Annotated in this window: 26 protein-coding genes, 1 other RNA gene and 1 riboswitch; of the genes, 13 read left to right on the top strand and 14 right to left on the bottom strand. The window is 67.6% G+C overall.

The genetic code is table 11. The features are described 5' to 3' along the window. Positions 1–22: 22 nt before the first annotated feature. The 5 genes from OXC99_08775 to OXC99_08755 all read right to left on the bottom strand — a co-directional run bounded on the left by OXC99_08775 (position 23) and on the right by OXC99_08755 (position 3437). Positions 23–1174 carry a thiamine ABC transporter substrate-binding protein gene (locus OXC99_08775; protein MCY4625076.1) on the bottom strand — a complete coding sequence of 384 codons (1152 nt, stop codon included), beginning with the start codon at positions 1172–1174 and terminating at the stop codon, positions 23–25. 82 nt (positions 1175–1256) lie between these two features. Beyond that, a riboswitch (TPP riboswitch) is annotated at positions 1257–1369 on the bottom strand. Between the two features lie 67 nt (positions 1370–1436). Beyond that, a complete protein-coding gene (locus tag OXC99_08770; protein ID MCY4625075.1) occupies positions 1437–1865 on the bottom strand; it encodes a hypothetical protein in 429 nt (142 codons plus the stop codon). Positions 1866–1869: 4 nt separating this feature from the next. Next, the gene (locus OXC99_08765) at positions 1870–2214 is read right to left on the bottom strand and encodes a hypothetical protein (protein MCY4625074.1); all 345 of its coding nucleotides are present in this window, start codon (positions 2212–2214) and stop codon (positions 1870–1872) included. A 388-nt stretch (positions 2215–2602) separates the two neighbouring features. Further along, the gene (locus OXC99_08760) at positions 2603–3025 is read right to left on the bottom strand and encodes a PIN domain-containing protein (protein ID MCY4625073.1); all 423 of its coding nucleotides are present in this window, start codon (positions 3023–3025) and stop codon (positions 2603–2605) included. A 7-nt stretch (positions 3026–3032) separates the two neighbouring features. Further along, positions 3033–3437 carry a hypothetical protein gene (locus OXC99_08755; protein ID MCY4625072.1) on the bottom strand — a complete coding sequence of 135 codons (405 nt, stop codon included), beginning with the start codon at positions 3435–3437 and terminating at the stop codon, positions 3033–3035. 275 nt (positions 3438–3712) lie between these two features. Between OXC99_08755 and OXC99_08750 the strand changes: the two genes are divergently transcribed. From OXC99_08750 to OXC99_08740, 3 genes are all read left to right on the top strand, one after another. Further along, positions 3713–4873 carry an AI-2E family transporter gene (locus OXC99_08750; GenBank protein MCY4625071.1) on the top strand — a complete coding sequence of 387 codons (1161 nt, stop codon included), beginning with the start codon at positions 3713–3715 and terminating at the stop codon, positions 4871–4873. Between the two features lie 47 nt (positions 4874–4920). Then, positions 4921–6723 (top strand): DNA mismatch repair endonuclease MutL, encoded by a 1803-nt coding sequence (gene mutL, locus OXC99_08745; GenBank protein ID MCY4625070.1) that lies wholly within the window; start codon positions 4921–4923, stop codon positions 6721–6723. A 79-nt stretch (positions 6724–6802) separates the two neighbouring features. Beyond that, positions 6803–7594 (top strand): PEP-CTERM sorting domain-containing protein, encoded by a 792-nt coding sequence (locus tag OXC99_08740; protein MCY4625069.1) that lies wholly within the window; start codon positions 6803–6805, stop codon positions 7592–7594. 3 nt (positions 7595–7597) lie between these two features. On the opposite strand, the gene raiA is transcribed toward OXC99_08740, so the two are convergent. The 9 genes from raiA to OXC99_08695 form a co-directional block, all read right to left on the bottom strand. Next, positions 7598–8179 carry a ribosome-associated translation inhibitor RaiA gene (gene raiA, locus OXC99_08735; protein MCY4625068.1) on the bottom strand — a complete coding sequence of 194 codons (582 nt, stop codon included), beginning with the start codon at positions 8177–8179 and terminating at the stop codon, positions 7598–7600. 152 nt (positions 8180–8331) lie between these two features. After that, positions 8332–8976 (bottom strand): ComF family protein, encoded by a 645-nt coding sequence (locus tag OXC99_08730; GenBank protein MCY4625067.1) that lies wholly within the window; start codon positions 8974–8976, stop codon positions 8332–8334. A 91-nt stretch (positions 8977–9067) separates the two neighbouring features. Next, the gene (locus tag OXC99_08725) at positions 9068–9439 is read right to left on the bottom strand and encodes a hypothetical protein (GenBank protein MCY4625066.1); all 372 of its coding nucleotides are present in this window, start codon (positions 9437–9439) and stop codon (positions 9068–9070) included. Between the two features lie 116 nt (positions 9440–9555). After that, the gene (locus tag OXC99_08720) at positions 9556–9801 is read right to left on the bottom strand and encodes a hypothetical protein (GenBank protein ID MCY4625065.1); all 246 of its coding nucleotides are present in this window, start codon (positions 9799–9801) and stop codon (positions 9556–9558) included. 138 nt (positions 9802–9939) lie between these two features. Further along, entirely contained in the window at positions 9940–10533 is a 594-nt protein-coding gene (locus tag OXC99_08715) for a GNAT family N-acetyltransferase (GenBank protein ID MCY4625064.1), read from the bottom strand. A 26-nt stretch (positions 10534–10559) separates the two neighbouring features. Next, positions 10560–11636: an alpha-hydroxy acid oxidase gene (locus tag OXC99_08710; GenBank protein ID MCY4625063.1), complete on the bottom strand. Its 1077-nt coding sequence runs from the start codon at positions 11634–11636 to the stop codon at positions 10560–10562. 29 nt (positions 11637–11665) lie between these two features. Then, positions 11666–12568: an NAD(P)-dependent oxidoreductase gene (locus OXC99_08705; GenBank protein MCY4625062.1), complete on the bottom strand. Its 903-nt coding sequence runs from the start codon at positions 12566–12568 to the stop codon at positions 11666–11668. Between the two features lie 28 nt (positions 12569–12596). Next, positions 12597–13499, bottom strand: a complete 903-nt coding sequence (locus tag OXC99_08700; protein MCY4625061.1) for an NAD(P)-dependent oxidoreductase — start codon at positions 13497–13499, stop codon at positions 12597–12599. 9 nt (positions 13500–13508) lie between these two features. Next, positions 13509–14381 carry a UTP--glucose-1-phosphate uridylyltransferase gene (locus OXC99_08695; protein ID MCY4625060.1) on the bottom strand — a complete coding sequence of 291 codons (873 nt, stop codon included), beginning with the start codon at positions 14379–14381 and terminating at the stop codon, positions 13509–13511. A gap of 173 nt (positions 14382–14554) precedes the next feature. On the opposite strand from OXC99_08695, the gene OXC99_08690 reads away from it, so the two are divergent. The 10 genes from OXC99_08690 (at position 14555) to OXC99_08645 (ending at position 23681) form a co-directional block, all read left to right on the top strand. Next, the gene (locus OXC99_08690) at positions 14555–14776 is read left to right on the top strand and encodes a ribbon-helix-helix protein, CopG family (GenBank protein MCY4625059.1); all 222 of its coding nucleotides are present in this window, start codon (positions 14555–14557) and stop codon (positions 14774–14776) included. Next, positions 14754–15008, top strand: a complete 255-nt coding sequence (locus tag OXC99_08685) for a type II toxin-antitoxin system RelE/ParE family toxin (protein MCY4625058.1) — start codon at positions 14754–14756, stop codon at positions 15006–15008. The genes OXC99_08690 and OXC99_08685 overlap by 23 nt, the downstream gene beginning before the upstream one ends. A gap of 208 nt (positions 15009–15216) precedes the next feature. Continuing rightward, positions 15217–16998: an ABC transporter substrate-binding protein gene (locus OXC99_08680; protein MCY4625057.1), complete on the top strand. Its 1782-nt coding sequence runs from the start codon at positions 15217–15219 to the stop codon at positions 16996–16998. A 50-nt stretch (positions 16999–17048) separates the two neighbouring features. Further along, positions 17049–17311, top strand: an RNA gene (gene ffs / locus OXC99_08675) — signal recognition particle sRNA large type. A 49-nt stretch (positions 17312–17360) separates the two neighbouring features. Then, entirely contained in the window at positions 17361–18248 is an 888-nt protein-coding gene (gene rsmA / locus OXC99_08670; GenBank protein ID MCY4625056.1) for a 16S rRNA (adenine(1518)-N(6)/adenine(1519)-N(6))-dimethyltransferase RsmA, read from the top strand. Then, on the top strand, positions 18236–19102 hold the full coding sequence (gene ispE, locus OXC99_08665) for a 4-(cytidine 5'-diphospho)-2-C-methyl-D-erythritol kinase (protein ID MCY4625055.1): 867 nt from the start codon (positions 18236–18238) through the stop codon (positions 19100–19102). Before rsmA ends, ispE begins: the two co-directional genes overlap by 13 nt. Then, on the top strand, positions 19102–19518 hold the full coding sequence (locus OXC99_08660) for a hypothetical protein (protein ID MCY4625054.1): 417 nt from the start codon (positions 19102–19104) through the stop codon (positions 19516–19518). Before ispE ends, OXC99_08660 begins: the two co-directional genes overlap by 1 nt. Positions 19519–19644: 126 nt before the next feature. Continuing rightward, the gene (locus tag OXC99_08655) at positions 19645–20148 is read left to right on the top strand and encodes a GyrI-like domain-containing protein (GenBank protein ID MCY4625053.1); all 504 of its coding nucleotides are present in this window, start codon (positions 19645–19647) and stop codon (positions 20146–20148) included. A 72-nt stretch (positions 20149–20220) separates the two neighbouring features. Continuing rightward, positions 20221–22011, top strand: coding sequence for an aspartate--tRNA ligase (gene aspS, locus OXC99_08650; GenBank protein MCY4625052.1), 1791 nt, complete (start codon positions 20221–20223; stop codon positions 22009–22011). A gap of 95 nt (positions 22012–22106) precedes the next feature. Next, positions 22107–23681 carry an excalibur calcium-binding domain-containing protein gene (locus OXC99_08645; GenBank protein MCY4625051.1) on the top strand — a complete coding sequence of 525 codons (1575 nt, stop codon included), beginning with the start codon at positions 22107–22109 and terminating at the stop codon, positions 23679–23681.

Here is a 23681-nt window from a genome sequence, read left to right as displayed (position 1 = left end):
CGCCCGCCCCGTTCAGCCCCGGCTACCGCAGCATGACTTGCGTCCACGCCTCTATCCACGCTTCCCGCTTCTCGCCGATCTCGGCCGGGCCGATGTCCGCGGGCACCGCCGGCTCCTCCGCGAAGCGCCAGAAGTCCGGCAGCGTCGCGTTCCGGTTCACAGGGTACACGAACATCTTGTCCGGGAAATCCTCCTGGAACTGCAAGTCCAGCGCAAAGTCGATGAACTTGCGGGCAAGGTTGGGGCTGTCGGCGCCCAGCAGCACGCCCATGCCCTCGATCTGGAGGAACACGGAGCGGTCGAGCAGGATGTTCCCCGTGGGCGCGTCATCCAGCGGCGTCTCTGAGAAGAAGAACTCCGCCGCCGGGCTGGTGGCGTAGCTCACCACCAGCGGCTGGTCCCCGCCGTACTTGGTGAAGTTGGTGTAGTAGGCGTCGCTCCAGCCGTCGGTAATCGCCACATCGTTGGCGCGCAGGTCCGCCCAGTAGTCGAGGTAGTCGTAGTCGTCGTCCTCGCCGAAGTACGACACCGTCGCGATGAGGAAGGCGAGCCCGGGCGACGAGGTCGCGGGGTTCTCGACGACCAGACTGCCCTTCCACTGCGACTCGGTCAGCTCCTCCAGGCTTGAGGGCGGCTGCAGTCCCTCGGCCTCGAGGAACGCCTTGTCGTAGTTCAGGTTGACGTAGCCGTAGTCGATGGGCGTGACGTGGAAGGATGGGTCCATGATGAACTGCTCCGGCACGTTGGCGAGGCCGGGCGACTCGTAGGGCACGAAGATGCCCTCGGCGAGCGCGCGGCCGAGGTAGGTGTTGTCGACGCCGTAGAAGAGGTCCGCCGAGGGGTTGCCCTTCTCCAGGATGGCGCGGTTCAGCGCGAGGCCCGTGTCGCCGGCGGGCAGCAGCACGACGGTGGCGTCGTTCGCCGCCTCGAAGGCCGCGATGACGTCCTCGCCGATGTTGAAGCTGTCATGGCTCATGATGACGAGCTCGTTGTTCGCGTCCGGCGGGATGGGCGTCGGCGCGGGCGCCGCGGTGGGTGCGGGCGCAGCCGTCGGCGCGGGCTGGGACACCGGCCTGGTGGGTTCCGTCGGCGTGCCGGCGTCGTCATCGCCGCACGCCGCCATCGCGAGGACCAGCAGCAGCGCCAGGGTCAGGAGCGCCAGATTCCTTGCCATTGCCATCTCCCTCCGCCCCGGCGTCCTCCGGGCGAAGAGCCCGGAAAACAAAAAGAACCGCCCTGTCCGGGCGGTTAAAACGTAAGCAGAAGGGCCACGTCCCTACGCTGGCATTACCCAGATCAGGTTCTCGGGGTCGTCCCAAGCAAACGGGACCTCTCAGCCTGGCCTATCCAAGCTCCCCCCGGGGCGTATGCAGTTGTTAGGGGTCAAGCGTACCGCGAGGGGAGGGGTGTGTCAACGGGGGTGGGGGATGTGGCGACTAGACGTGGACCAACTCTCGCTGTACTCCCTCGGCGATTTCCCGAGGAAATGTCACCTCGTCGTTGTGTGCTGCGGGCGGAATGTGCACGACTGGCTGCCATTCGATGAAGGGCAAGATGCGCGCCCACTCCTTGAGGGCATCGGTCTCGACTGCCTTCTTGAAGTCGGGGATCTCAAAGCCGATGAACTCCAACGTCTCCGGGTCAGCAAGGACAACCAGATGGCCCACGGTGAGCGCCATTCCCTCACGCGGCTCGCCCAGTGTCATGTAGAGGTGGTCACGCTCGCGCTCATACTCGATGAGGATGCCCGCGCGCTCGATCATGCCCGTCATGTCCGCATTCACTTGCAGGAAGCGGGCGGCCAATGCCTCCGCGTCGTCCTTTGCAGACTTCTTCAGCCTGTCAAACGCATGCTCCATGCTCATGTCGTCACCCAATCGCCGGTATCCTTCTAATGCAGAGGGCCTCGTAGTCCCTTATGTCGGACGTGAAGTAGGCGCTCTTGACGTAGTGGGCTCCTCGCTGGTCCGCTTCCTCAATGACGAGAAGCCAGAGCCTTGCCAGCTTGCCTTGTCCGAAGCCCATTCGGTACTTGAATACTACTCCCTGCTCGTCACGGAGCGCAAAATCCGGGTCCTTTACGGTTTCTTGGACCTCCCGCAAACGACCTCTGATCTCCGGCCTCTTCCGTGTGTGGGAACCCCAGTTTGTGTCGTGCAAATAACTCTGTGTGCCTGTGCAAGGGTTGTCAGTGCGCCAGAGTTCTTCTGCCAAAGACCATCTCCTTCCCCTGAAACGCCCCAATGAAGGGGCGTCGGACTGGGATGCCCAGCGGCATTCAGTCTCTCTAGTTGCCTGTGCCAGTCCGATAGTGCTGACTGCCTGAGCGTTACGTGACTTAGGCAGGTGCAGCCTGCTGTGGCGTTACGCACACGCAGACAACGGGTGTGTCACAAAAGGGGCATGTGGTAGCGTCTTTGCCTTCTCCGCCTGTGTCAAGCGCCCGTTATCGGCTTCAATCCTGCCAGAAAGTAGCCAGACCACAGATCGTTGTCAAGCGCTCAGGCCCCCCACCACAATGCCCCCGCAAACGGGTACTCTGTCCCCTGCCCGAACGGCAACCATGCGAGGATAGGGAGCGATGCCATTCAACCTGTGCTCGCTAGCCTCCCACCAACTCTATGCGGTCTCCGTAACGCCGAAAGTCTGCTGTGTTGAACGTGAGGAGCCTGCGCTCTCCACGCGCGAGCATGGTCGCAACGATGTTGGCGTCGTGAATCTGCTGCCCCCCTGCGGGAACCTCTCGGCACAGGGCCACCAGCAGCTCGGTCACCACGGGGCCGTCTTCAAGTATCTCGAAGCTGCCAATCAGCCTGCTCACGTCGTCGAGAGCTTCCTCGCGAGTGATAGCCACCGGCCACGTCTGCGGGCGCGTGACCACCGACAGGTACTCGCGTATCACCTGGCGACTGATCCTGAGCGGTTCAGGGTCTCGAAAAGCGCGTTCCAGGCTCGCCCTGGCCGCGTTGTGGTCCGGCGCGCCGGGGACACGAGACTTTACCAGCACGTTGGTGTCTATGAACATGGCTGGCCTAACCCCTCCCCTCGTAGAGGTCCTCTCTCCTGAGACTCAAGCTTTCCGGCCACACCGCGGTGGGATGGACGGGCCATGCTTCGTCAAGGGGAAGCCTGGGTACCGGCTTGGGATCCGTTCGCCGGAACAGCAGCGTCTCGGCTTCCATATCCACCTCCGCCGCCTCCCATCCGGCGACGCTCCAGGCGAGGGCGTGGCTGTGGCCGCTGCCGCCCCTCTGATTTCCCCACCAGGGCCGGTGCAGCCGTGCGGACGGAGGCAGCTCGAATCCGATGACCGCCTCGACCTCGTTGAAGGAGGTCCTCCACTCCTGGGCCTGAAGACTGCTCAGGTACGTGTACAGCCTCTGGTACTTGCCCCGGACCACCATTGCTCGATACTTGTCCTGGCGGTCTACGACCATGTCGCGTCTCCTTCGTCTCGGGTTGCTCTGGAAAGGGGGCGTCAGGAATATTGTAGTGAGTTAGTGATTATAACGCAAGAAACCTCGGCGGTCTCCGATTGCATTGAGAGCAGGTCCGCGTGACAACCGCAAAACCCCTCGTGAGAGTCTCTGGACCTGTCGCGCCCTCGGCGTACAATGCAACGCGACTCCAGCCTACCCTCACCACAACGCCCCTGCAATCGGGTACCCTGTGCCTGCCCGAACCCCAACGATGCGAGGATAGGGAGCCAGCCATGCCATTTCACCTGTCACGGGAACGCGCGCACCTGGCGGCGTTTGCCGCCGTGCTGCTGCTGGCGCTGGCGTTGGTGTACGTGCTGGGGTCGGTGCTGCTGCCGCTGGGCATCAGCATCGTCATCGCCTACGTGCTGCTGCCGGTGGCCCGGTTCATCGAGCGGCGGCTGCCCTGGCGGCACGGCCGCCCGGGCCTCGCGCGGACCTCCGCCGTCGGGATCATCTTCCTCGCGGCCCTGGCGGTCCTCGTGAGTGTCTTCCTCGCCGTCATCCCCCCGACAGTCGACCAGGGGCGGCAGTTCGCCGAGGGCTTCCCCGAGTTCCTCCAGGGCGCCCGCGTGACGATCGAGGGATGGGTCGAAGAATACGTTGACGTCATCTCCCAGGATGCGCGGGACCAGATCGAGGAGGCGCTGGCGAATGTGGGGGACATCGTCGGCAGCGCTGCCTGGAGCGTGGTCGAGCAGACCCTGGGCATCATCACCGGCTCCTTTGCCTTCATCCTTGCACTGGCGACCGCCCCCGTGCTGGTCTTCTACCTGATGAAGGACGGCGGGGTCATTGTGCAGTCCTTGCGCGCCCCCTTTCCCGCCTCCATGCACCCCTACCTGCGCGACCTGATCGACATGGCGGACCGCACGCTGGGCGGCTACATCCGGGGGCAGCTCACCCTCGGCGTGGTGGTTGGGGCCATCGTGACCATTGGGCTGCTGGCGCTGGACGTCCCGTTTGCCGTGGTGCTGGGCGTCGTCGCGGGCCTCACCGAGCTGGTGCCCATCATCGGCCCGTGGATTGGCGGCGGAGTCGGCGTCCTCGTGACCCTCGCGACGGAGCCGGACAAGGTCGTCTGGGTCATCCTGCTCTACTTGGCTGTCCAGCTCCTGGAAAACACCCTGCTGGTGCCGCGCATCCAGGCCGAGACGCTGAACCTGCACCCCATCGCCGTCATCCTTGTGATCACCATCGGCAGCCACTTCTTCGGGCTGTGGGGCGTCATCCTCGGCCCGCCGCTGACCGCCCTGGGCCGCGATCTCATCGTCTACTTCTGCCGCCAGTGGAATGCCGCGTCGCAGGCCGATGCGCCGCTGCTGGACGCGGCGGGGGCGCCCGTCCTGCATGAGGACGCGCCCGATGAAGGCGAAGCGTCCGGTCAGGACTAGCGCTTCGCGTAGGTAGCCTGCCCTCCCCCCAGTGGTACACTGACGCCATGCCCATCCGAGTGCTGCCCCACGAGGTTGCCGCGCGCATCGCCGCCGGTGAGGTGGTCGAGCGGCCCGCCTCCGCCGTGAAGGAGCTCGTCGAGAACGCCCTCGACGCCGGCGCAACCTCCGTGCGCGTCGAGGTGACGGCGGGCGGCCTCAACGGGGTGCGCGTCGCCGACAACGGCGGCGGCATCCCGGCCGCCGACGTGGCCAGCCTCTTCCAGCGCCACGCCACCAGCAAGCTCACCGACGTCGATGACCTGCAGAGCATCGAGACCCTCGGCTTCCGCGGCGAGGCGCTCTACTCGCTGGCCGCCGTCGCCGAGGTGTCCGTGCTGACGCGCACGCCCGACAGCGACGCCGCCACCTACGTCGAGGCCGCGAACGGGCGCATCCTGCGGCAGGAGCCGCGTGGCGGGCCCGTCGGCACGACGGTCTCCGTCGAAGAGCTCTTCGAGCAGGTGCCGGCCCGAAAGAAGTTCCTGCGGTCGCCCCGCTCGGAGCTGAGCCGCGGCAACGGCGTCATGACCAACTACGCCCTCGCCTACCCCGGCGTGCGCTTCACCCTCGTCGCCGATGGCCGGACGGCCTTCACGTCGCCGGGCAACGGCGAGCTGCGCGAGGCCGCGTCGGCCGTCTACGGCCGCGAGGCCGCGCAGGCGTTCATCGAGGTCGACGCGCCCGCGACGAACGACATCGGCGTGGCGGGCCTCGTCAGCCCGCCGGAGTCGACGCGCGCCAACCGCAGCGGCATCACGCTCTTCGTGAACCGGCGGCCCGTGCAGCACCGCTCGCTCACCTTCGCCGTCACCGAGGCCTACCGCGGGATCCTGCCCGCCGACCGCTTCCCCGTCGCCGTGCTGCTGCTCGACGTGCCGCCGCAGGACGTCGACGTGAACGTCCACCCGACGAAGGCAGAGGTGCGCTTCCGCCGCGAGGGCGACGTGTTCAGCGCGCTGCAGAAGGCCGTGCGCGAGACGGTCATCGCCGTCACGCCGGTGCCGGAGATCGTGTCCGGCACAGTGGGCGCGCCGACAGCGTTCGGGCGTCTAACTACCGCGCCCCGTGAACCCGAGGCGTCGCCGTGGGCGCCGGAAGCGCCCCCACAGGCGCAGTTCGGCCTGCCGAGCATGCCGGAGGCGGACGCGCCGTCGACCGTTACGCTCGCGCCGGACGCGGCGTCAGGCGTAGCCCAGCCGCCGCAACGGGAGCAGGCGCCGGTCTCGATGATGGCCGCGCTGCCCGCGCTGCGGGTGCTGGGCCAGACCCAGGAGACGTACATCGTCGCGGAGGGGCCCGACGGCCTCTACCTCATCGACCAGCACGCGGCGCACGAGTGCGTCGTCTACGAGCGGCTGCGGAACGCCGCGGTCCGCGCCGCGCCGGAGGTGCAGGGGCTGCTGGAGCCGGCGGCCGTCGCCCTCTCGCCGTCGCACGAGGAGACGGTGCACGACCACCCCGGCGAGCTGGCGCAGTACGGCTGGCTGCTGGAACCCTTCGGCGACCGGACATGCCTGCTGCGGGGCGTGCCCGCCGTGCTGGCAAGCCGCGACCCGGCCAAGGCGTTCCTGGACATGCTGGAGGCCGCGGCGGTCGCCGCCGAGTTCTCGACGTGGGAGGACCGCATCGCCGCGACGGTCGCCTGCCACGGTTCCGTCCGCGCAGGGCAGACGCTCAACCGCGAGGAGATGGTCGAGCTGGTGCGCCTGCTCGAGCGCACGCAGCAGCCGCACACCTGCCCCCACGGCCGCCCCACAATGCTCCACCTGAGCGCGGGCAATCTGGACCGGGAATTTGGGAGAAAGTAGAGACGACATGCGATCGATGCATCGAGTCCTCTTGTCAGCCATATTGGTCTCAGCCGCCATACTTCTGGCTGCGGCCATAATGCCGGGAGCCTCGACTGCGCTGGCGCAGGGCGCGAATGAGGCCGAGTTCACGTATCTGTTCGACAGCGATGCCGAGGGGTGGACGGCGGGCTTCGCCGACCTGCCCGTCGACCACGACCAGCAGACTTTCGAGCTCGATTCGGGTCACCGGGCGCTGCCGGACGGGCTCCACCAGAGCAGCGGCATGTTCATGCAGGGCCATAACCGCAGCGACGACCTCTTCATGTACCTGAAGCGGCAGGTGGACGGCCTGCAGCCGAACACCACCTATGACGTGTCGGTGACTATTGACCTGGCAACCAACGTTCAGGCCGGTGTCTTCGGCATCGGCGGGGCTCCCGGCGAGAGCGTCTTCGTGAAGGCGGGCGCGTCGACAGTCGAGCCGACGGCGGCGGAGGGCGACAACCGCCACCTGCGCATGAACATCGACAAGGGGAACCAGAGTCAGGGCGGCGCCGACATGGTGGTCATCGGCAACGTCGCTCACAGCGAGGTTACGGGCAGCGAGTACCGGCTCAAGACTTTGGACAACGCGGGACAGCCCCTCAGCGTCGAGACGGACGGCAACGGCCGCGTCTGGCTCATTGTGGGTACGGACTCCGGCTTCGAGGGACTTACCGCCATCTACTACGCGCGCATCGCCTACACGCTGACCGGTCCCGAGGCTGCTCCTGCCACCGGCGGCGCGTCGCTCCCCGGGTGGGCGATGGCTTACGTGGCGGCAATTGGCGGGCTTGTGGCCGCAATAGGCGTGGTCCTGCTGGTGCGCAGCCGGCGCAGGCGGGCGTAGCCCCTACGCCTCCACCGGCTCGATGAGGCCGTAGTCGCCGTCGTTGCGGCGGTAGAGGACGTTGTGGGCGCCCGTGGCCGCGTTGTGGAAGAGGTAGAAGGCGTGTTCCAGCAGCTCCATCTCCACTACCGCCTCCTCCACGGACATCGGCTTCATGGCGAAGCGCTTGGAGCGCACCACGCGGCCCAGCTCAAACTCCTCCGGCTCGTCCTCGTCGGGCTCGTCGACGGGCGGCGCCTCGAGCTCGCGGATGCTGTGGATGTCGCCGTGGCGATGGGCCGCCTCGCTGCGGTATGCGCGGCTCTTGAAGTGGGCCACCCGCCGGTCGAGGGTGTCGGCGAGGGCGTCGACTGCGGCGTGTACCGTCGCGGCGCGTCGTTGCCCGCGAAGCAGCGTGCCGTTGCACCGCAGCGTCACTTCCACCAGGATGCGGTCCTGCTGCGAGCGCGTTTGCTCCTCAGACACCACAACATGGGCGTCAATCGGCAGGTTGACTCGGCCCTCAATGCGCTCCAGCTTCCTGGTCAGGTAGTCGCGGGTCCCCTGGGAGAGCCGGTGGTTCCTTGCCTGGATCTGCATCTCCATCCGCGCGCCTCCTGTGTGGTGTGGGGTTGGCCGGCGCAACGGCGGGGAGCCGCGCCCGGTCGCCCGGAGCCGCCCTCTGAGAGGGATACCTATTCTATGGACAGATGGCCTCGGTAATCAAGGGAACGGGCAAACCGCGCTTGGGGATATTCCTAGATCTCGCGGGCGAAGGTCAGTCCCCACGTCCGACGAGCGCCGGCCTGCCGCAGCGTCGCCGCGCACGCCTGCAGCGTCGCGCCCGTGGTGGTGACGTCGTCCACGATGACGATCGACTTGCCGATGGCCTCGCGCTGCGCCTTGAACGCCCCCTCGACGTTCGCCTGCCGCTCCTCCCGCGATGCCGACCGCGCCTGCGGGCCCGCGCTCTCGGTGCGCGCCAGCAGCCCCGCGTTGACAGGCGCCTCAAGCCACCGCCCGACCTCGCGCGCCAGCAGCTCGGCCTGGTTGTAGCCGCGCTCGCGCTGTCGCGAGCGATGGAGCGGCACGGGCACGATGACGTCGGGCGAGACGCCGTGCCGCTGGAGGTGCTGCGCCATCGCGGCGCCCATCGGCGCGGCCAGCCCGCGAACGCCGTTGTACTTGAGCCGGTGGACGGCCTTCTGCGCCGCGCCCTTCATCTCGAACGGCGCCAGCACCAGCTGCAGCCCGACGCCGGTTGTGTCGGCGGCCCGCGGCGTCTCGGCGATGCACCGGTCGCACAGGAACGCGCCCTCGCGCCTGCACCCCACGCACTTGCGCGGCAGCAGCAGGTCAAGCGCGGCGTTGGCGACGCGGCGGATGGCGGTCAGGGTTGGCATGGTGGGAGGAATTGTAGCATTGGAGAGGCCGAATCCAGCGAGATAGAACTCATAGAATCCGACAGGCTCACAATGCTGGGTAACATCTTCTTTAGGTTGGCGTACCGCCTGTAGCTGCATCCTCTGTCACAAAGTCTATGTCGGCTTGCGAGGGCACGCGAAAGGAAAACTTAGTCCTTCCGTTCCGATTGGTGATGACAAAGTCACCCTCGTTTATGACATTCATGCCAATGACCATATGCAGGTCCTCCGGCAAGATGCCCTTGATGGCCCGGACCTCATCGATCACGGCGCCACTGGGCAAACGAAGGCTGATGTAGTAGAGCGCAACTTGCTGGGATGTGCCCATTGCATGGCTGACGTCTGTAGCCCCAACCTCCACCAATCCGCAGGCGTCGACGATCGCTTGAGACACCATGCAGATGGTGGCTCCGGTATCCCAGAGGGCGGTGAAGTCGGGCATTGCAGACGGGGTCGTGTACAAGCTAGGAGTGTACGCAGAGACGCCGCATTGCGTCGTCAAGACGTTAAGAAGGTCATCGCCTTCCACGGTGAAGCTGAGGGGACCCTGTCGCGTTGCTATGGGGCCACCACAGGAGAATAGATTGAAACTTTCGTGTCCTTGTCGCCCGGGGACACTCTCTGGATGAGGTATGTGCCAATTGGGTGGGTGTCACGTAGGTCAAGCATCGCCTCGCCCGCGCTATCGTAGTCGCCAAGCACCACGCCATCTTTCAGCGCGATGAAGCGTCCGTCGTACTTAGCCACGAAATCAGCCTGGTAGGCGAGGTAGTTCTGGAATTCCTCTTGGAGCGCCTCACTCACAAATTCCCTCCGGTTGGGTGAGCCATCAAGGGCCAATTCACAGCTTGTTTACGGCAAGTATATCATACCGTCGAACTGTAATTCATCGGCCAATCAAGCGCACAGCACCTTCACGGCGGATGACGGTCAGGGTTGGCATCACCCCAGCTCCTTCTCCATGTGCCACACCTCCGCCGACCTGGCCACCATGCGCACCAGCGTGCCTCCGATTGCCTGCGTCCGCACGTACCCCATGCGCTCGTACAGGCGGATGGCGCCCTCGTTCTCCGAGATTACGCTGAGGGCCATCTTTGGCATCCCCATCGCGCGCCCCCTCGTCTCCGCCGCCTCCAGCAGCAGCGTGCCGATGCCCCTGCCGCGTGCTGACGGCGCAACGGCAAGCTGGTCAACGACCAGCGCGTCCTTCCGCGGCGGCGAGTACAGGACGAGCATGTTGGCGAGGATGAGGACGGCTCGCCACGGCGAGAAGCGCAGGAACAGGGACTTGGGCCGGAAATCGTAGAGCTCCCCGCCGGGCGATTGGAGCCCCAGGATGCCGAGCAACTCGCCGGACGCGGTGGCCGAGAGGCAGGCCGCCGGGTTGACGCCGTCGCGGAACAGCCGGACGAAGTCGTCGGCGTCGCGGAACCCGATGTGCAGCTTCTTCGCGAAGGCCCCGAACAGTATCCGCAGCGCGTCCTCGACGTGCTCGGCCGCGAGACCCTCCGTGATGGTGACGTCTTCCGCGCCCACTAGAACGACACGTCGCCCGGTGGGCTCTACCCTATCCGATCAGACGGCATGTTCACCCACGCGCTCATCTCGTGAGGCGAGGTGACGACGGCGTCCGTCTTGGTGACGAACTCCGGCCCGAGCTCGTCCATCGACGTGACGCCCAGCAGACCCATCGCGCTTCGCATCTCGTCCTCGAGGATCTGCAGCATGTTCACCACGCCGTCGCTGCCCGCCGCCGAGAGCCCCCACGCCTGCAGCTTGCCGATGGCGACGGCCTTCGCGCCCAGCGCAACCGCCTTCAGCACGTCGCTGCCCCGCAGAACGCCGCCGTCGACGATGACCTCGGCGCGGCCGTCCACGGCCTCGACGATCTCCTGCAGCACCTCCATGGAGCCGAGCCCGTGGTCGAGCTGCCGGCCGCCGTGGTTCGACACCCAGATGACGTCCACGCCGTGGTCGACGGCGATCAGTGCGTCCTCCACCGTCGCGATGCCCTTGATCATGAAGGGCAGCCCCGCCAGGTCGCGGATGCGGTCCATCAGGTCCCACGTCAGCGCCGCGCCGTAGTACGGGTCGCGCGGCGCGCGCCGCGTCGGCTGCACCCACCGCTCGACCATCACGCGCTCGCGGCGGCTGTAGTGCTGCACGTCCACCGTGACGCAGAGCGCCTTGTAGTCGGCCTCCACCACGCGCCCGATGATGTCCTCGATCCATGCCCAGTCGCCGTGAACGTAGAGCTGGAACATCTTGGGGTAGTCGACGCAGTTGGCCGTCTCCTCCAGCGTGGGCGCCGTGACTGAGCTCAGCACGTGCATGATGCCGTACTCCGCCGCGGCCCGCGTCGCCGCCACGCCGCCCTCCGGGTCGAAGACCTGCAGCGACCCGACGGGCGCCAGCACCACGGGAATGCGCAGCTTGTGCCCCAGGAACGTCGTCGAGGTGTCGATGCTCGACACGTCGCGCAGCACTCGCGGCCGGAAGGCAAGCCGGTCGAAGGCCAGCCGGTTGCGCCGCAGCGTCGTCTCGGACTCGGACCCGCCGACGAGGTAGTCCCAGACGCCCTGGTGCACGCGCCGCCGCGCGAGTTGGATGATCTCTTCCGTGCTCACAAAATCGGCCATTGCGGTCCTCCTCCGGGGTGTCGTTCGTGTTAGTGGGGCTCCACGTCGGCGCGGATCTCGACGCCGGCGCGCTCCTCCTGCAGCAGCGCAACGGAGCTCGTGTCGAGATTCCCGCGGCCGCTCTTCGACATGTCGTCGTACTCCTTGTACGCCAGCGGGCCGAGCTGCAGCGGCACGCCGAACTGCTCCGCCAGCTCGATCGCCAGACCCAGGTCCTTGCGGACAAGGTCAACCGTGAACGTGGGTGCGAAGTTGCCCTTGAGCAGGGCGGGTGGATACCTCCACTGCATGGACCGGGTGTTGCCCGTGCTGCGGCTCACGGCCTCGAAAAGCGTGCCCGCGTCCACGCCGGCCTTCACGCCGATGGAGAAGGCCTCGGCCAGCAGCGGCTGCAGCGAGAGCGTGATGTAGTTGTTGACCAGCTTGCACACCTGCCCGGCGCCCGCGGGCCCGCAGTAGAAGGGCTTGTCGCCGATGCACCGCAGCACCGGCAGCAGATCCTTGTACAGCGCATTGTCGCCGCCGACCAGCAGCGCGAGCGTGGCTTCCTCGGCGCCGATGGTGCCGCCGCTGACCGGGCAGTCGAGCATGCGGATGCCCTTGGCCGCCAGATCGGCGTGAAGCCGCCGCGTCAGGACGGGCGAGTTCGTCGAGAGGTCGACGTACACCTGCCCGTTCGACGCCCCGGCCGCGATGCCCTCCGGCCCCAGCGCCACCGCCTCGACCTCCACCGGCCCCGGCAGCGAGGTGAACACCACCTCCGACGCCTGCGCCACCTGCTGCGGCGTGTCGCCCCAGTTCGCCCCGGCCTCCAGGAAGGGCGTGGCCGCCTCCCGGCGAATGTCGTGCACGGTCATATTGTGCCCCGCCGCCTGCAGGTGCCGGGTCATGTGCCGTCCCATCGCGCCAAGGCCGATGAATCCTACGTCCACGTTGTTCTCCCTATGGTTTTCTCGGGGGCTACCGCGGCTTGATGTCCGCGCGGATCTCGACGCCCGCGCGCTCCTCCTGCATCAGCGCGACGGAGCCGGTGTCCAGCAGCCCGCGGTCGCGCTCCGCCGACGCCGCGTACTCGCCGAGCGCTATCGGCCCAAACTGCACCGGAACCCCAAAATCCTCGGCGAGCTGCAGCCCCAGCGTCAGGTCCTTGCGGCCCAGGTTCACCGTGAACCCGGGCGCAAAATTGCCCTTGAGGAGCCCGGTCGGGTAGCGGCGCTGCATCGTCTGCGTGTTGCCCGTGCTCCGGACGATGGCCTCGTACAGCGTGCCCGCGTCCACGCCCGCCTTCACGCCGATGGAAAAGGCCTCGGCCAGCAGCGGTTGCACCGAGAGCGAGATGTAGTTGTTGACGAGCTTGCACACCTGCCCCGCGCCGGCGGGCCCGCAGTAGAAGGGCTTGTCGCCGATGCACTGCAGCACCGGCAGCAGCTCCTCGTACAGGTCCTTGTCGCCGCCGACGAGGAGCGCGAGCGTCGCCGCCTCCGCGCCCACCGTGCCGCCGCTCACCGGGCAGTCCAGCATCCGGACGCCCTTCTCGGCGAACTCGGCGTGCAGCCGCCGCGTCAGGACGGGCGAGTTGGTGGAGAGGTCGACGTACACCTGCCCGCTCGACGACCCCGCGATGATGCCGTCCGTTCCCACGGCCACGGACTCGACGTCCGCCGGCCCCGGCAGCGACGTGAACACCACCTCTGCCGCCTGCGCCACCTCTCTTGGTGTTTCGCCCCAGTTCGCGCCGGCTTCCAGGTAGGGCGTCGCCGCCTCGCGCCGGATGTCGTGCACGATCATGGTGTGGCCTGCCGTCTGCAGGTGCCGCGCCATGTGCCGCCCCATCGCTCCAAGGCCGATGAATCCCACGTCCATGCCGTCCCCCTAGGTGTTGTTCAGTTCGTTTTCCAGCCACGCCCGGAAGGCGGGGCCGAGGTCGGGCCGCCGCAGCGCCAGCGACACCGACGCCCGCAGCATTCCCATCGGGTTGCCCGCGTCGTAGCGCGTGCCGGTGAACCGCCGCGCGTACACCGGCTGCTCCTCCAGCAGCAGCGCGATGCCGTCGGTAAGCTGCAGTTCGCCGCCCGCGCCGGGGGTGACCCGCTCCATCGCGCCGAACACCTCCGGCGTAAGCACGTACCGCCCGACGATGCCCAGGTCCGAGGGCGCCTCTGCGGCCGGCGGCTTCTCCACCATGCCGAGCACCCGGATGGCGTCGCCGTCGGCCTCGCCGGGCGCGACGACGCCGTAGCTGCTGATCCGCTCCGGCGGCACCTGCTCGACGGCGATGACCGACGCGTCGTGCGTCGTCGCCGTGTCGAGCAGCTCGCCGATGGCGGGGGCCTCGCCGCCGCCGATGACGTCGTCCGGCAGCATGACGGCGAAGGGTTCGTCGCCGACGGCGTTGCGCGCCGTGTAGACGGCGTGCCCCAGCCCGAGCTGCTGGTGCTGCCGCACAAAGATGAACTCGGCCTCCTCCCGCACCCGCCGCATGGCCGCCGCCAGAGACGTCTCCCCCCTGCGCCCCAGCAGCTCCTCTAGCTGCGGCGCCGGGTCGAAGTAGTTGGCCATCGCGTCCTTGCCCTGTGACGTCACGATGACCATCTGCGACAGCCCGGCGTCCAGCGCCTCCTCCACGATGTAGTGGAGCATCGGCCGGTCGATGAGGGGCAGCAGCTCCTTGGGCACGGCCTTGGACGTCGGCAGCTGCCGGGTCCCAAGCCCCGCCGCCGGAATCACCGCCTTGCGCACGTCCATGGCACGTCCTCTCGATTGCAGCGCATCGCACGTTGAGGGCCGCAGGGATTGTACCACGCCCACATTCGCGGCAACCGAGGGTTGACGGTCAGCCTTTCGCGCATCATGCTAATGCAAGTTGATGTTAGTTAATGTTTATTGATGCACATGACTACACCCTTGGAGGCGACGTTATGACGCAGATCACAGCCCGCGTGCCCGAGGAACTGGCACAGGCTCTGGACGCGGCCGCCGCGCAGCTTCGACGGAGCCGTGCAGAGGTGGTCCGCCAGGCGCTTGAACGCTACTTGGAAGACTTTGACGACCTTGCTGTCGCACTGGAACGCCTCAGCGACCCTGCAGACCCTGTATTGGACTGGGATGAGGTAAAGCGTGGGCTTTTCGGTACAGATTAAGGGAAGCGCGGCCAGGGAACTGGCAGCGCTCCCCAAAGTTGCGCGGACTCGAATAGCTGACGCAATCGACGGCCTCAGTGAGCGCCCATACGCGGGCAGACGGCTCAAAGGCGACCTGCGGGGTCTTCGCCGCATTCGCGTCGGCGGCTACCGCGTCATCTACGAGGTCCAGGATGAAGTGCTTGTTGTCCTCGTCATCCGGGTCGCCCACCGCCGGGAGGCTTACCGCTAAGCCACTCCCCCGCCCACCCCGTCCCGTCGTTCCCGCAACAATGGGAACCTCACCCAACGCGCCCCGGTCAGTCTCAATTCGCCCGGGCTGGTCTCTCTATATTGAAATCCAGTGCGTGACTACTGGTACACTGACTGTTGCGGGTCGAATTGAACGCGTGAAGGGGGACGGCGGAGTGAGGAGAGGCGTAGCGAGCAGATTCCTACTTGTGGCTGCATTGTGCGGCGTGTTGTTGTTCGGTGGTTGCGAGAGCGAGACCCCCGCGCCCGGGACCGAGACGCAGGAGGAGATCGTCGAGCGGTTGCGCCGCAATGCCGACCGGTTCGAGTACGACATCGGCACGTATGGCGGTACGATCACCTACGCCACAATCTCGGAGCCGCTGACCTTCAACCTCGTGCTCGCGAACGACGCGGGCTCGTCAGGCTACCTCGGCTACGTGTTCGAGGGCCTGACCGAGACCTCCTGGCTGAACGACGCCATCGAACCGGCCCTCGCCGAGTCGTGGGAGCGCTCCGATGACGGCCTGGAATGGACGTTCCATCTGCGCCGGGATGTGACCTGGCACGACGGCGAGCCGTTCACGGCCCGCGATGTGGATTTCACCTTCAACCGCATCATCTACAACGACGACATCCCCACGACGGCCCGCGAGGCCTTCACCTTCAACTACATCGACGATGCGACGGGCGAGTGGACGGAGGGGCGGATGACCGTCGCCGCGCTGGACGACTACACCGTGCGGTTCGTGCTGCCCGTCCCATTTGCGCCGTACCTCCGCTCGATGGGCTACGCTATCTACCCGGAGCACGTGCTCGGCCCGCACGTCGATGCAGGCACGTTCGAGGAGGTCTGGGACATCGACACGGACCCGTCGGAAGTAATCGGCACCGGTCCCTTCACCATCGCCAGCTACACACCCAAGGAACGGCTTACGCTCAACCGAAACCCGGCCTACTGGATGCAGGACAGGGACGGCAACAGCCTCCCCTACCTGGACGAGATCGTCTACCTCATCGTCGAGGAGCTTGAGCAGGAACTGGCGCTCTTCCAGGAGGGCATTGCGGATGCACACGGGGTGCTGGGCGAGGAGTATCCCACGATCGAGCCCCTCCAGGAGGACGGCAACTTCACCGTCTACGCGCGCGGCCCCGGCTTCGGCACCACGTTCCTCACGTTCAACGTGCATCCGGGCATGAATCCGGACGGCGAGGCCTACGTGCGTTCCGAGGCGCGGGCTTGGTTTGAGAATCAGGAGTTCCGGCAGGCCGTCGCGCACAGCGTGGACAAGGACGCCATCATTGAGGAAGCCCTCGGCGGCCTCGGCTACCCGCAGTGGTCGTCCATCAGCCCCGCGACGGGGGACTTCCACAACCCCGAGACTCGGCGGTACGCGTACGACCTCGACGCGGCGAACGACCTGCTCGACGGCCTCGGCTGGGTCGACTCGGACGGAGACGGCGTCCGCGAGGACGGCGCGGGGGTGCCAATCTCCTTCACGATGGTGACCAACGAGGGCAACACCGTTCGTGAGCACGCTTCAAGCATTATCCAGCAGGGAATGCAGGCCATCGGTCTTGGCGTCGACCTGCAGCTTATCGACTTCGGTGAACTGGTCGGGCAGCTGACGGCGACCTATGACTGGGAGGCGGTCGTCATCGGCTTCACCGGCGGCTCGGACCCGTACGGCGGCATCACCTTTTGGCACAGCGACGCCGACTTCCACCTCTGGTACCCCAACCAGCCCGAACCCGCGACATCGTGGGAGGCGGAGATCGATGACCTGTACACCTCGGCCAGCCAGGAACTCGACCACGACGAGCGGGTGCGGCTGTACCACCGGGCGCAGGAGATCGCGGCGGAGCAGGTCCCGGTCATTTACACCGCGCTCTCGGAGCGGCTGAGTGCGGTGCGAAACGTCTTCGGCAACGTCACGCCCACGCTCTACGGGCTGTGGGACGACCGCTACGTCTACCGTACGGACAGCTAGCGCCGCTCCCCATTTGACACCCCTACCCTGCCGCCATACGATTGAATTGGCCGTGCTAGATGGGGAGCTGGCGGTGCCTTGTACCCGCAATCCGCCACAGCGGGGTCGAATTCCTCCCCAAGGTCTGGCCTTGCGGCCTCTGCCCGTTCAGAGCGGCGTTGAGGGCCGGGACCCGCGCGACGGACGCCCGTGAACTCCGCCAGGCCCGGAAGGGAGCAACGGTAAGCGGAAACGCCGGGCGCCGCGGGCCAACCTGGCCTGAGCCGCGAAGGCTGGTACGCCGAGGGGTCCACGATCGACGGGAGGTGCACGGTCTTCCACCGATATTCCTTGCCCGCCGCCATGTGGCCGTGGGAGCAGCCATGAGCTTTCTCGCACAGGCACGCGCCGAGACCCGCGCCGCCGCCGCATCGCAGACCGCCGCCGGGCGACTGCTCGGCGGCATGGGCCTGCAGCCCCGCAAGGGCCTCGGCCAGCACTTCCTCGTCTCGCCCAGCGTCCTCGAGCGCATCGCCGGCGCCGCCGGCATCGCCCCGGGCGACACCGTCGCCGAGGCCGGGCCCGACCTCGGCGCGCTGACGGAGGCGCTCGCCCGGCGCGCCGGCCGCGTCATCGCCCTGGAGATCGACGCCGCCCTCTGCGAGGCCCTCCAGGCGCACTTCGCCGGCCACCCCCACGTGCAGGTCATCCACGCCGACGCCCTCGATGCCCCCCTCGACGCCCTCGTGCCCGCCGGCGAGCCCTACAAGATGGTCGCCAACCTCCCCTACTACGCCGCCACCGCCATCATCCGCCGCTTCCTGGAGGCCGCGCACAAGCCGAGCGTTGTCGTCGCGACGGTGCAGCGCGAGGTCGCGCAGGGCATGGCCGCGCCGGAGGGCAAGCGCGGCCTGCTAGGCGTCGCGACGCAGTTCTATGGCAGCCCGCGCATCGTGACCCTCGTGCGCCCCGGCTCGTTCCACCCGCCGCCCAAGGTCACGTCGGCCGTCGTCCGCATCGACGTCCACCCGTCACCGCCCGTCGCCGTGCCGTCGGAGGACGCCTTCTTCGCGCTGGTCCGCGCCGGGTTCGCCGCGCCGAGGAAGCAGCTCCGCGGCGGCCTCGCCCACGCACTGCGGCTGCCGTCGGCGGAGGTCGAGCGCGCGCTCACAGCATGCGGTGTCGACCCGACGCGGCGAGCTGAAACGCTGTCGATGCCCGAGTGGGCGGCTCTGTGCCGCGCCGGAGTGGAGGCCGGATGGAGCCTTTGAGCCGGCGGGCCTACGCCAAGCTCAACCTCGGCCTAGAGGTCGTGGGCCGCCGTGACGACGGCTACCACGACCTGGTCACCGTCTTTCAGACCGTCAGCCTCTACGACCAGATCACCGCCTCCCCCGCCGCCGGCCTGTCCATCCGCTGCAAGAACCCCGCGCTGACCGGCCGCCGCAACCTCGTCTGGCAGGCTGCTGAGCTCCTGCGCGAGGGGTCCGGTTCCGAGCAGGGCGCGACGATCGGTCTCGTGAAGGCGATCCCCGTCTCCGCGGGCCTCGGCGGCGGCAGCAGCGACGCCGCGTCCGCGCTGGCGCTGCTCGATCGGCTGTGGGAGTTGGACTGGCCGGAGGAACGGCTTGCCGAGGCCGCCGGCCTCCTCGGCTCCGACGTCCCCTTCTTCCTGCGCGGCGGCGCCGCCCTCGCCCGTGGCCGCGGCGAGCTGCTGCAGCCCTTGCCCACGCCCCCTGGCCAGTGGTTCCTGCTGCTGATGCCCAACATCCGCATGGCCGGCAAGACCCCTGCCCTCTACCGCCGTCTGCGGCCCGCCGACTTCTCCGACGGCTCGGCGACGGAGGCCCTCGCCGAGTCGCTGCGGGACGCCGCTCCGCTGGAAGAGGCAAGCATGGTCAACGCCTTCGAGCGCGCCGCCTCCGAGACGTTTCAGGGGTTGGGGCGCTTCCGCAACGCGCTTGAACACGCGGCAGGCCACCCCGCCCACCTCTCCGGCAGCGGCCCCAGCCTCTTCGCTCGCGTCAATAGCAACGCCGACGGCGTCGAGGGACTGAAGGAGCTGCGGACCCTGGGCTTCAACGCGGCCCTCGTCCGGGCCGTCGACGGCGGGGAGCAGCCGTGATGCACCCGATACTCGCGGGCGTCATCAGCGGCGCCATCATGGGCCTCGGCTTCGACGTGCTCACCATCATGGCGATGCGGCGCCTCCGCGGCGACGACGCCCCGCGGTGGCTGCAGGCCGCCCTCAACCAGCAGAGCTTCTTCAAGCTGGTCGCGCCCATGGCCCTCTTCACGCACTCGGCGTGGACGCTCGCGGGCCTCATCGCCGGCGCCGTCTACTGGCTCCTCCACGGCGAGGACACCACGGGAGGCCTCGGCAGCCCTTTCCTCTGGTACACCCTTTTCGTACTCGCCCTCGGAGCCGTCTACTTCCTCGCGACGGCGGCGGCCGGCGGCCGCATCCGCGGCTGGATGCTCCCCTCACCCGTGCTCTTCGCCGTCACCTTCGGCTGGCTGCTGCCGAACTTGGCGGGGTAGGCGGGTGTGGACACGAGAGGGTGCTCGCCTGACAATGGTAGTGAGCACTTCACCTATGGATTGTCCGTCTTCTGCGGTCTGATCCAACGTCGGGTGTATTCCCATTTCAGGCGCACGATGTGAGCTATGGAAACACCGGAAATCCGCCAATTGGACGCCTTCACCGTTGTTGGTCTGGATGCTGCATTCTTCGGAATTGAGTCAGCCAAGGCCAACAACTTTGAGGTCATACCACCGCTATGGGACCGTTTCCATACCCGCTGCGACGAGGTGCCGAACAGAGCGGATGCAAGCATGTATGGGGTTATCGTCCCGCCGGCAGGTGGTGGGAACGGCAAAACTGACGAGATTCGCTACGTCGCTGGGGTGGCGGTCTCAGAGGTTGGTTCGCTGCCGGACGGCATGGTGCGTTACGACCTCCCGGCGTGTGATTACGCAGTGTTCGAGCACAGGGGCCCAATCGGTAACCTGGGGATGACCCTCGACTATGCATTTCGAAATTGGTTGCCGAATTCAGGCTACCGTTGGAGCGGGATTGAACTCGAACGCTATGACCATCGTTATTCTTCAGACACCTCTGACTTATCGATAATGGAGTTCTGGGTCGGAATCGCGCTCAAAGAAGGGTAGACTCGGCTTCGAGCGAGGAACCGCGTTATCGCGTCGCCGCTTGCCGCCAATACCAACCAGAAGGGAGCCCTCATGCTCAAGGACAGGGACTGCGGGTCGTTGCGGGCCGCCGACGCCGGCAGCAGTGTCGCGCTGGCAGGCTGGGTCGATCGCCGCCGTGACCACGGCGGGCTGATCTTCCTCGACCTCCGCGACCGCAGCGGCGTCGTGCAGGTCGTCATCAACCCCGAGTCCATTGAGTCGCCCTACGAGGACGCCGAGCGCGTCCGCGGCGAGTGGGTCCTGCGCATCGAGGGCGAGGTCTCCCCGCGCCCGGCCGGCACCGTCAACACCAACCTCGCAACTGGCGAGGTCGAGGTTGCCGTCCGCACGTTGGCCGTGCTCAACGCCTCCTCGCCGCCGCCCTTCTACATCAACGAGGACAGCGACGTCGACGAGCAGCTCCGCATGCGCCACCGCCACCTGTACCTGCGCCGCCGCCGCATGCAGAACAACCTCATCCTGCGCCACCGCATCGTCAAGCACATCCGCGACTTCCTTGACGAGCGCGACTTCCTGGAGATTGAGACACCCATCCTCATCAAGAGCACCCCGGAGGGCGCCCGCGACTACCTCGTCCCCAGCCGCGTGCACCCGGGTAGCTTCTACGCCCTGCCGCAGTCGCCGCAGCAGCTCAAGCAGCTCCTCATGGTCGCCGGCTTCGAGCGCTACTTCCAGATCGCCCGCTGCTTCCGTGACGAGGACCTCCGCGCCGACCGCCAGCCGGAGTTCACCCAGCTCGACCTCGAGATGAGCTTCGTGGAGCGCGAGGACATCCTCGATCTCATCGAGGAGCTGTACGCGACCATGGCCGCCAAGCTGGTGCCGCGCAAGACCGTGCAGCGACCCTTCCCGCGCCTCTCCCACGCCGCCGCCATGGACCGCTACGGCAGCGACAAGCCCGACCTCCGCTTCGGCCTGGAGCTGCGTGACGTGGCTGAGACCGTCCTGAAGAGCGACTTCCAAGTCTTCCGCACCGCCCTCGCCGAGGGCGGCCTCGTCAAGGGCTTTGCCGCGCCGGGGCTGGCCTCGCTGCCGCGGCGGCAGGTCGACGAGCTGACGGAGCTCGCACGCAGCCGTGGCGCGAGGGGCCTCGTCACCATCGCCCTCGACGGCGACTGGACGGACCCCGGCGACCTGCAGCCCGAACAGGTGCGCTCGCAGGTGTCGCGCTTCTTCCCCGTCGAGCTCATGCGCGAGCTCGCCCGGACGCTCGGCGCAAAGGGTGGCGACATGATGCTGCTGGTCGGCGGCCCGAAGCAGGTAGTCTACAGCGCCCTCGGCGAGCTGCGCACGGAGGTGGCCCGCCGCTGCGAACTCGCCGACCCGGACGTGCTCGCCTACGCCTTCGTCGTCGACTTCCCCCTCTTCGGCTGGGACGACGAGGGCGAGCGGTGGGACTCGGTGCACCACCCGTTCACGTCGGCCAATCCGGAGGACGCGCCGCTGCTGGACACCGACCCCGGCGCCGCCAGCGCGCAGGCGTACGACCTGGTCTGCAACGGCTACGAGATGGGCGGCGGCAGCATCCGCATCCACACCCGCGAGATGCAGGAGAAGGTCTTCGGGCTGCTGGGGTTCTCAAAGGAGAGCATGACCGAGCGGTTCGGGCACCTGCTCTCCGCGCTGGAGTCGGGCGCGCCGCCCCACGGCGGCATCGCCATGGGCATCGACCGCGTCGCCATGCTCCTCGCCGGCGAGGACAACCTGCGAGAGGTCATCGCCTTCCCCAAGACCCAGACAGCCTCAGACCTCCTCTTCAACGCCCCCTCAGAGGTCGAGCAGTCCCAGCTCGACGACCTGCACCTGCGCGTGACGGAGTAGCGGCTGCGCCGTCACCCGGGTGAATGGCCAAAGGGCTCGCAATGCAGGGCCTTTGCGCTGCGTTTTCGCGCCTTTACGTCCGTATAATCGACTGCATGACCCTTGCACGTCGCGTCCTCCTCGTTGCCCTGCTGCTCTCTGCGGCAGCGTGCGGCGACCTCCTTGACAGCGTCGCGCCATCCCCCGCGACGCCCATCCCCGTCGACCTCTCCCTCACCATCGCGGAGCCGCCGGACGACCTGCCGCCCTACGACCGGGACGAGTGGCCCCATTGGGTTGACGACGATGGCGATTGCCAGGACACGCGGCAGGAGGTGCTCGTCGCGGAGAGCAGGGATCGGGTGACCTACCGCGATGACCGCCGGTGCAGCGTTGAGGCCGGCCGATGGCTGGACCCGTACACCGGCGCCACCTACACGGACCCCCGCGATCTGGACATCGACCACCTGGTGCCCCTTGCCAATGCGCACCGCTCCGGCGGCTGGGCGTGGTCAGCGGAGCGCAAGAGGCAGTTCGCCAACAGCCTCGGCGATGACGCGCACCTCATCGCCGTCACCGCCTTGGTCAACCGCGAGAAGGGCGCGAAAGGCCCGGAGGAGTGGCGGCCGCCGGACGAGGCGTACTGGTGTGAGTACGCCTCGTCTTGGGCGGGGGTAAAGCAGACGTGGGGCCTGACGGCAACCCATGCCGAGACCATCGCCCTGCAGGATATGCTGAAGACGTGCGATGGCGTCGTTGAATTCGAGGCCGCCGGCGAGGCGCTCGTAGCCCAGCCCGCCGCGCCCCAGCCTATTCGCGCGTACGCCTCCTGTGACGAGGCCGCCGCTGCCGGGGAGCCGCGCGTGAAGGGCGGGGTGGGCGAGGGATGGGGCTTCCCCGCGTCCCTGTTGCCCAACAACCGCGACGGCGACGGTGACGGCGTCGTGTGCGAGGTCGTGCTGGCCGCGAGCGCGCAACCCACGGCCATGCCGTTGCCCACCGCGACGTCCACGTTCGTGCCCTCCGCAACGCCTGCGCCGGTCAGGGTATACACGACCTGCGACCAGGCCGCCGCCGCGGGAGAGGAGCGCGTGCAGGGCTACATTGGCCCCGGGGTGGGCTTCTCCGCCGCAAGCGTACCCTCCGCCCGCGATGGCGACGGTGACGGCATCGTGTGCGAGGTGGACGCTCCAGCGACTGCCACCCCTCAGTCAGCCCCTGCGCCCGCCGACGCCACCGCCACCCCGACGCCCGCGGCGTCCACCCCGGCTCCCACCGCAACATCAACTGCGGCCACCAGCCCGTCGCCAACAGCCGCGGCCACCCCAGCGCCCTCCACCGCCCGCACATACGCCTCGTGCGATGAGGCCGAGGCCGCGGGGGAGGAGCGCGTGCAGGGCAGCATCGGCGAGGGATGGGGCTTCCCCGCGGAGATCGTGCCCGGCGCCCGTGACGGCGACGGTGACGGCGTCGTGTGCGAGGCGCGACGCCCCGCGTCGTCCTCCGGCTCGCCTGACCCAACGCCCACCGTTGCGCCCGGCAGCGATGGCACCTATGCTTCCTGCGACGACGCGGAGGCTGCCGGTGAGCCGCGCCTGCAGGGGTCGAGCGGCCCCGGCAGGGGGTTCCCGGCGGAGCTCGTGCCCGGCGCCCGCGACGGAGACGGCGATGGCGTCGTATGTGAGGAGTAG

The sequence above is a fragment of the Chloroflexota bacterium genome (assembly GCA_026713825.1).
Lineage (GTDB): Bacteria > Chloroflexota > Dehalococcoidia > Lucifugimonadales > UBA1127 > UBA1127.
This window is presented reverse-complemented; position numbering and strand designations above follow the sequence as displayed.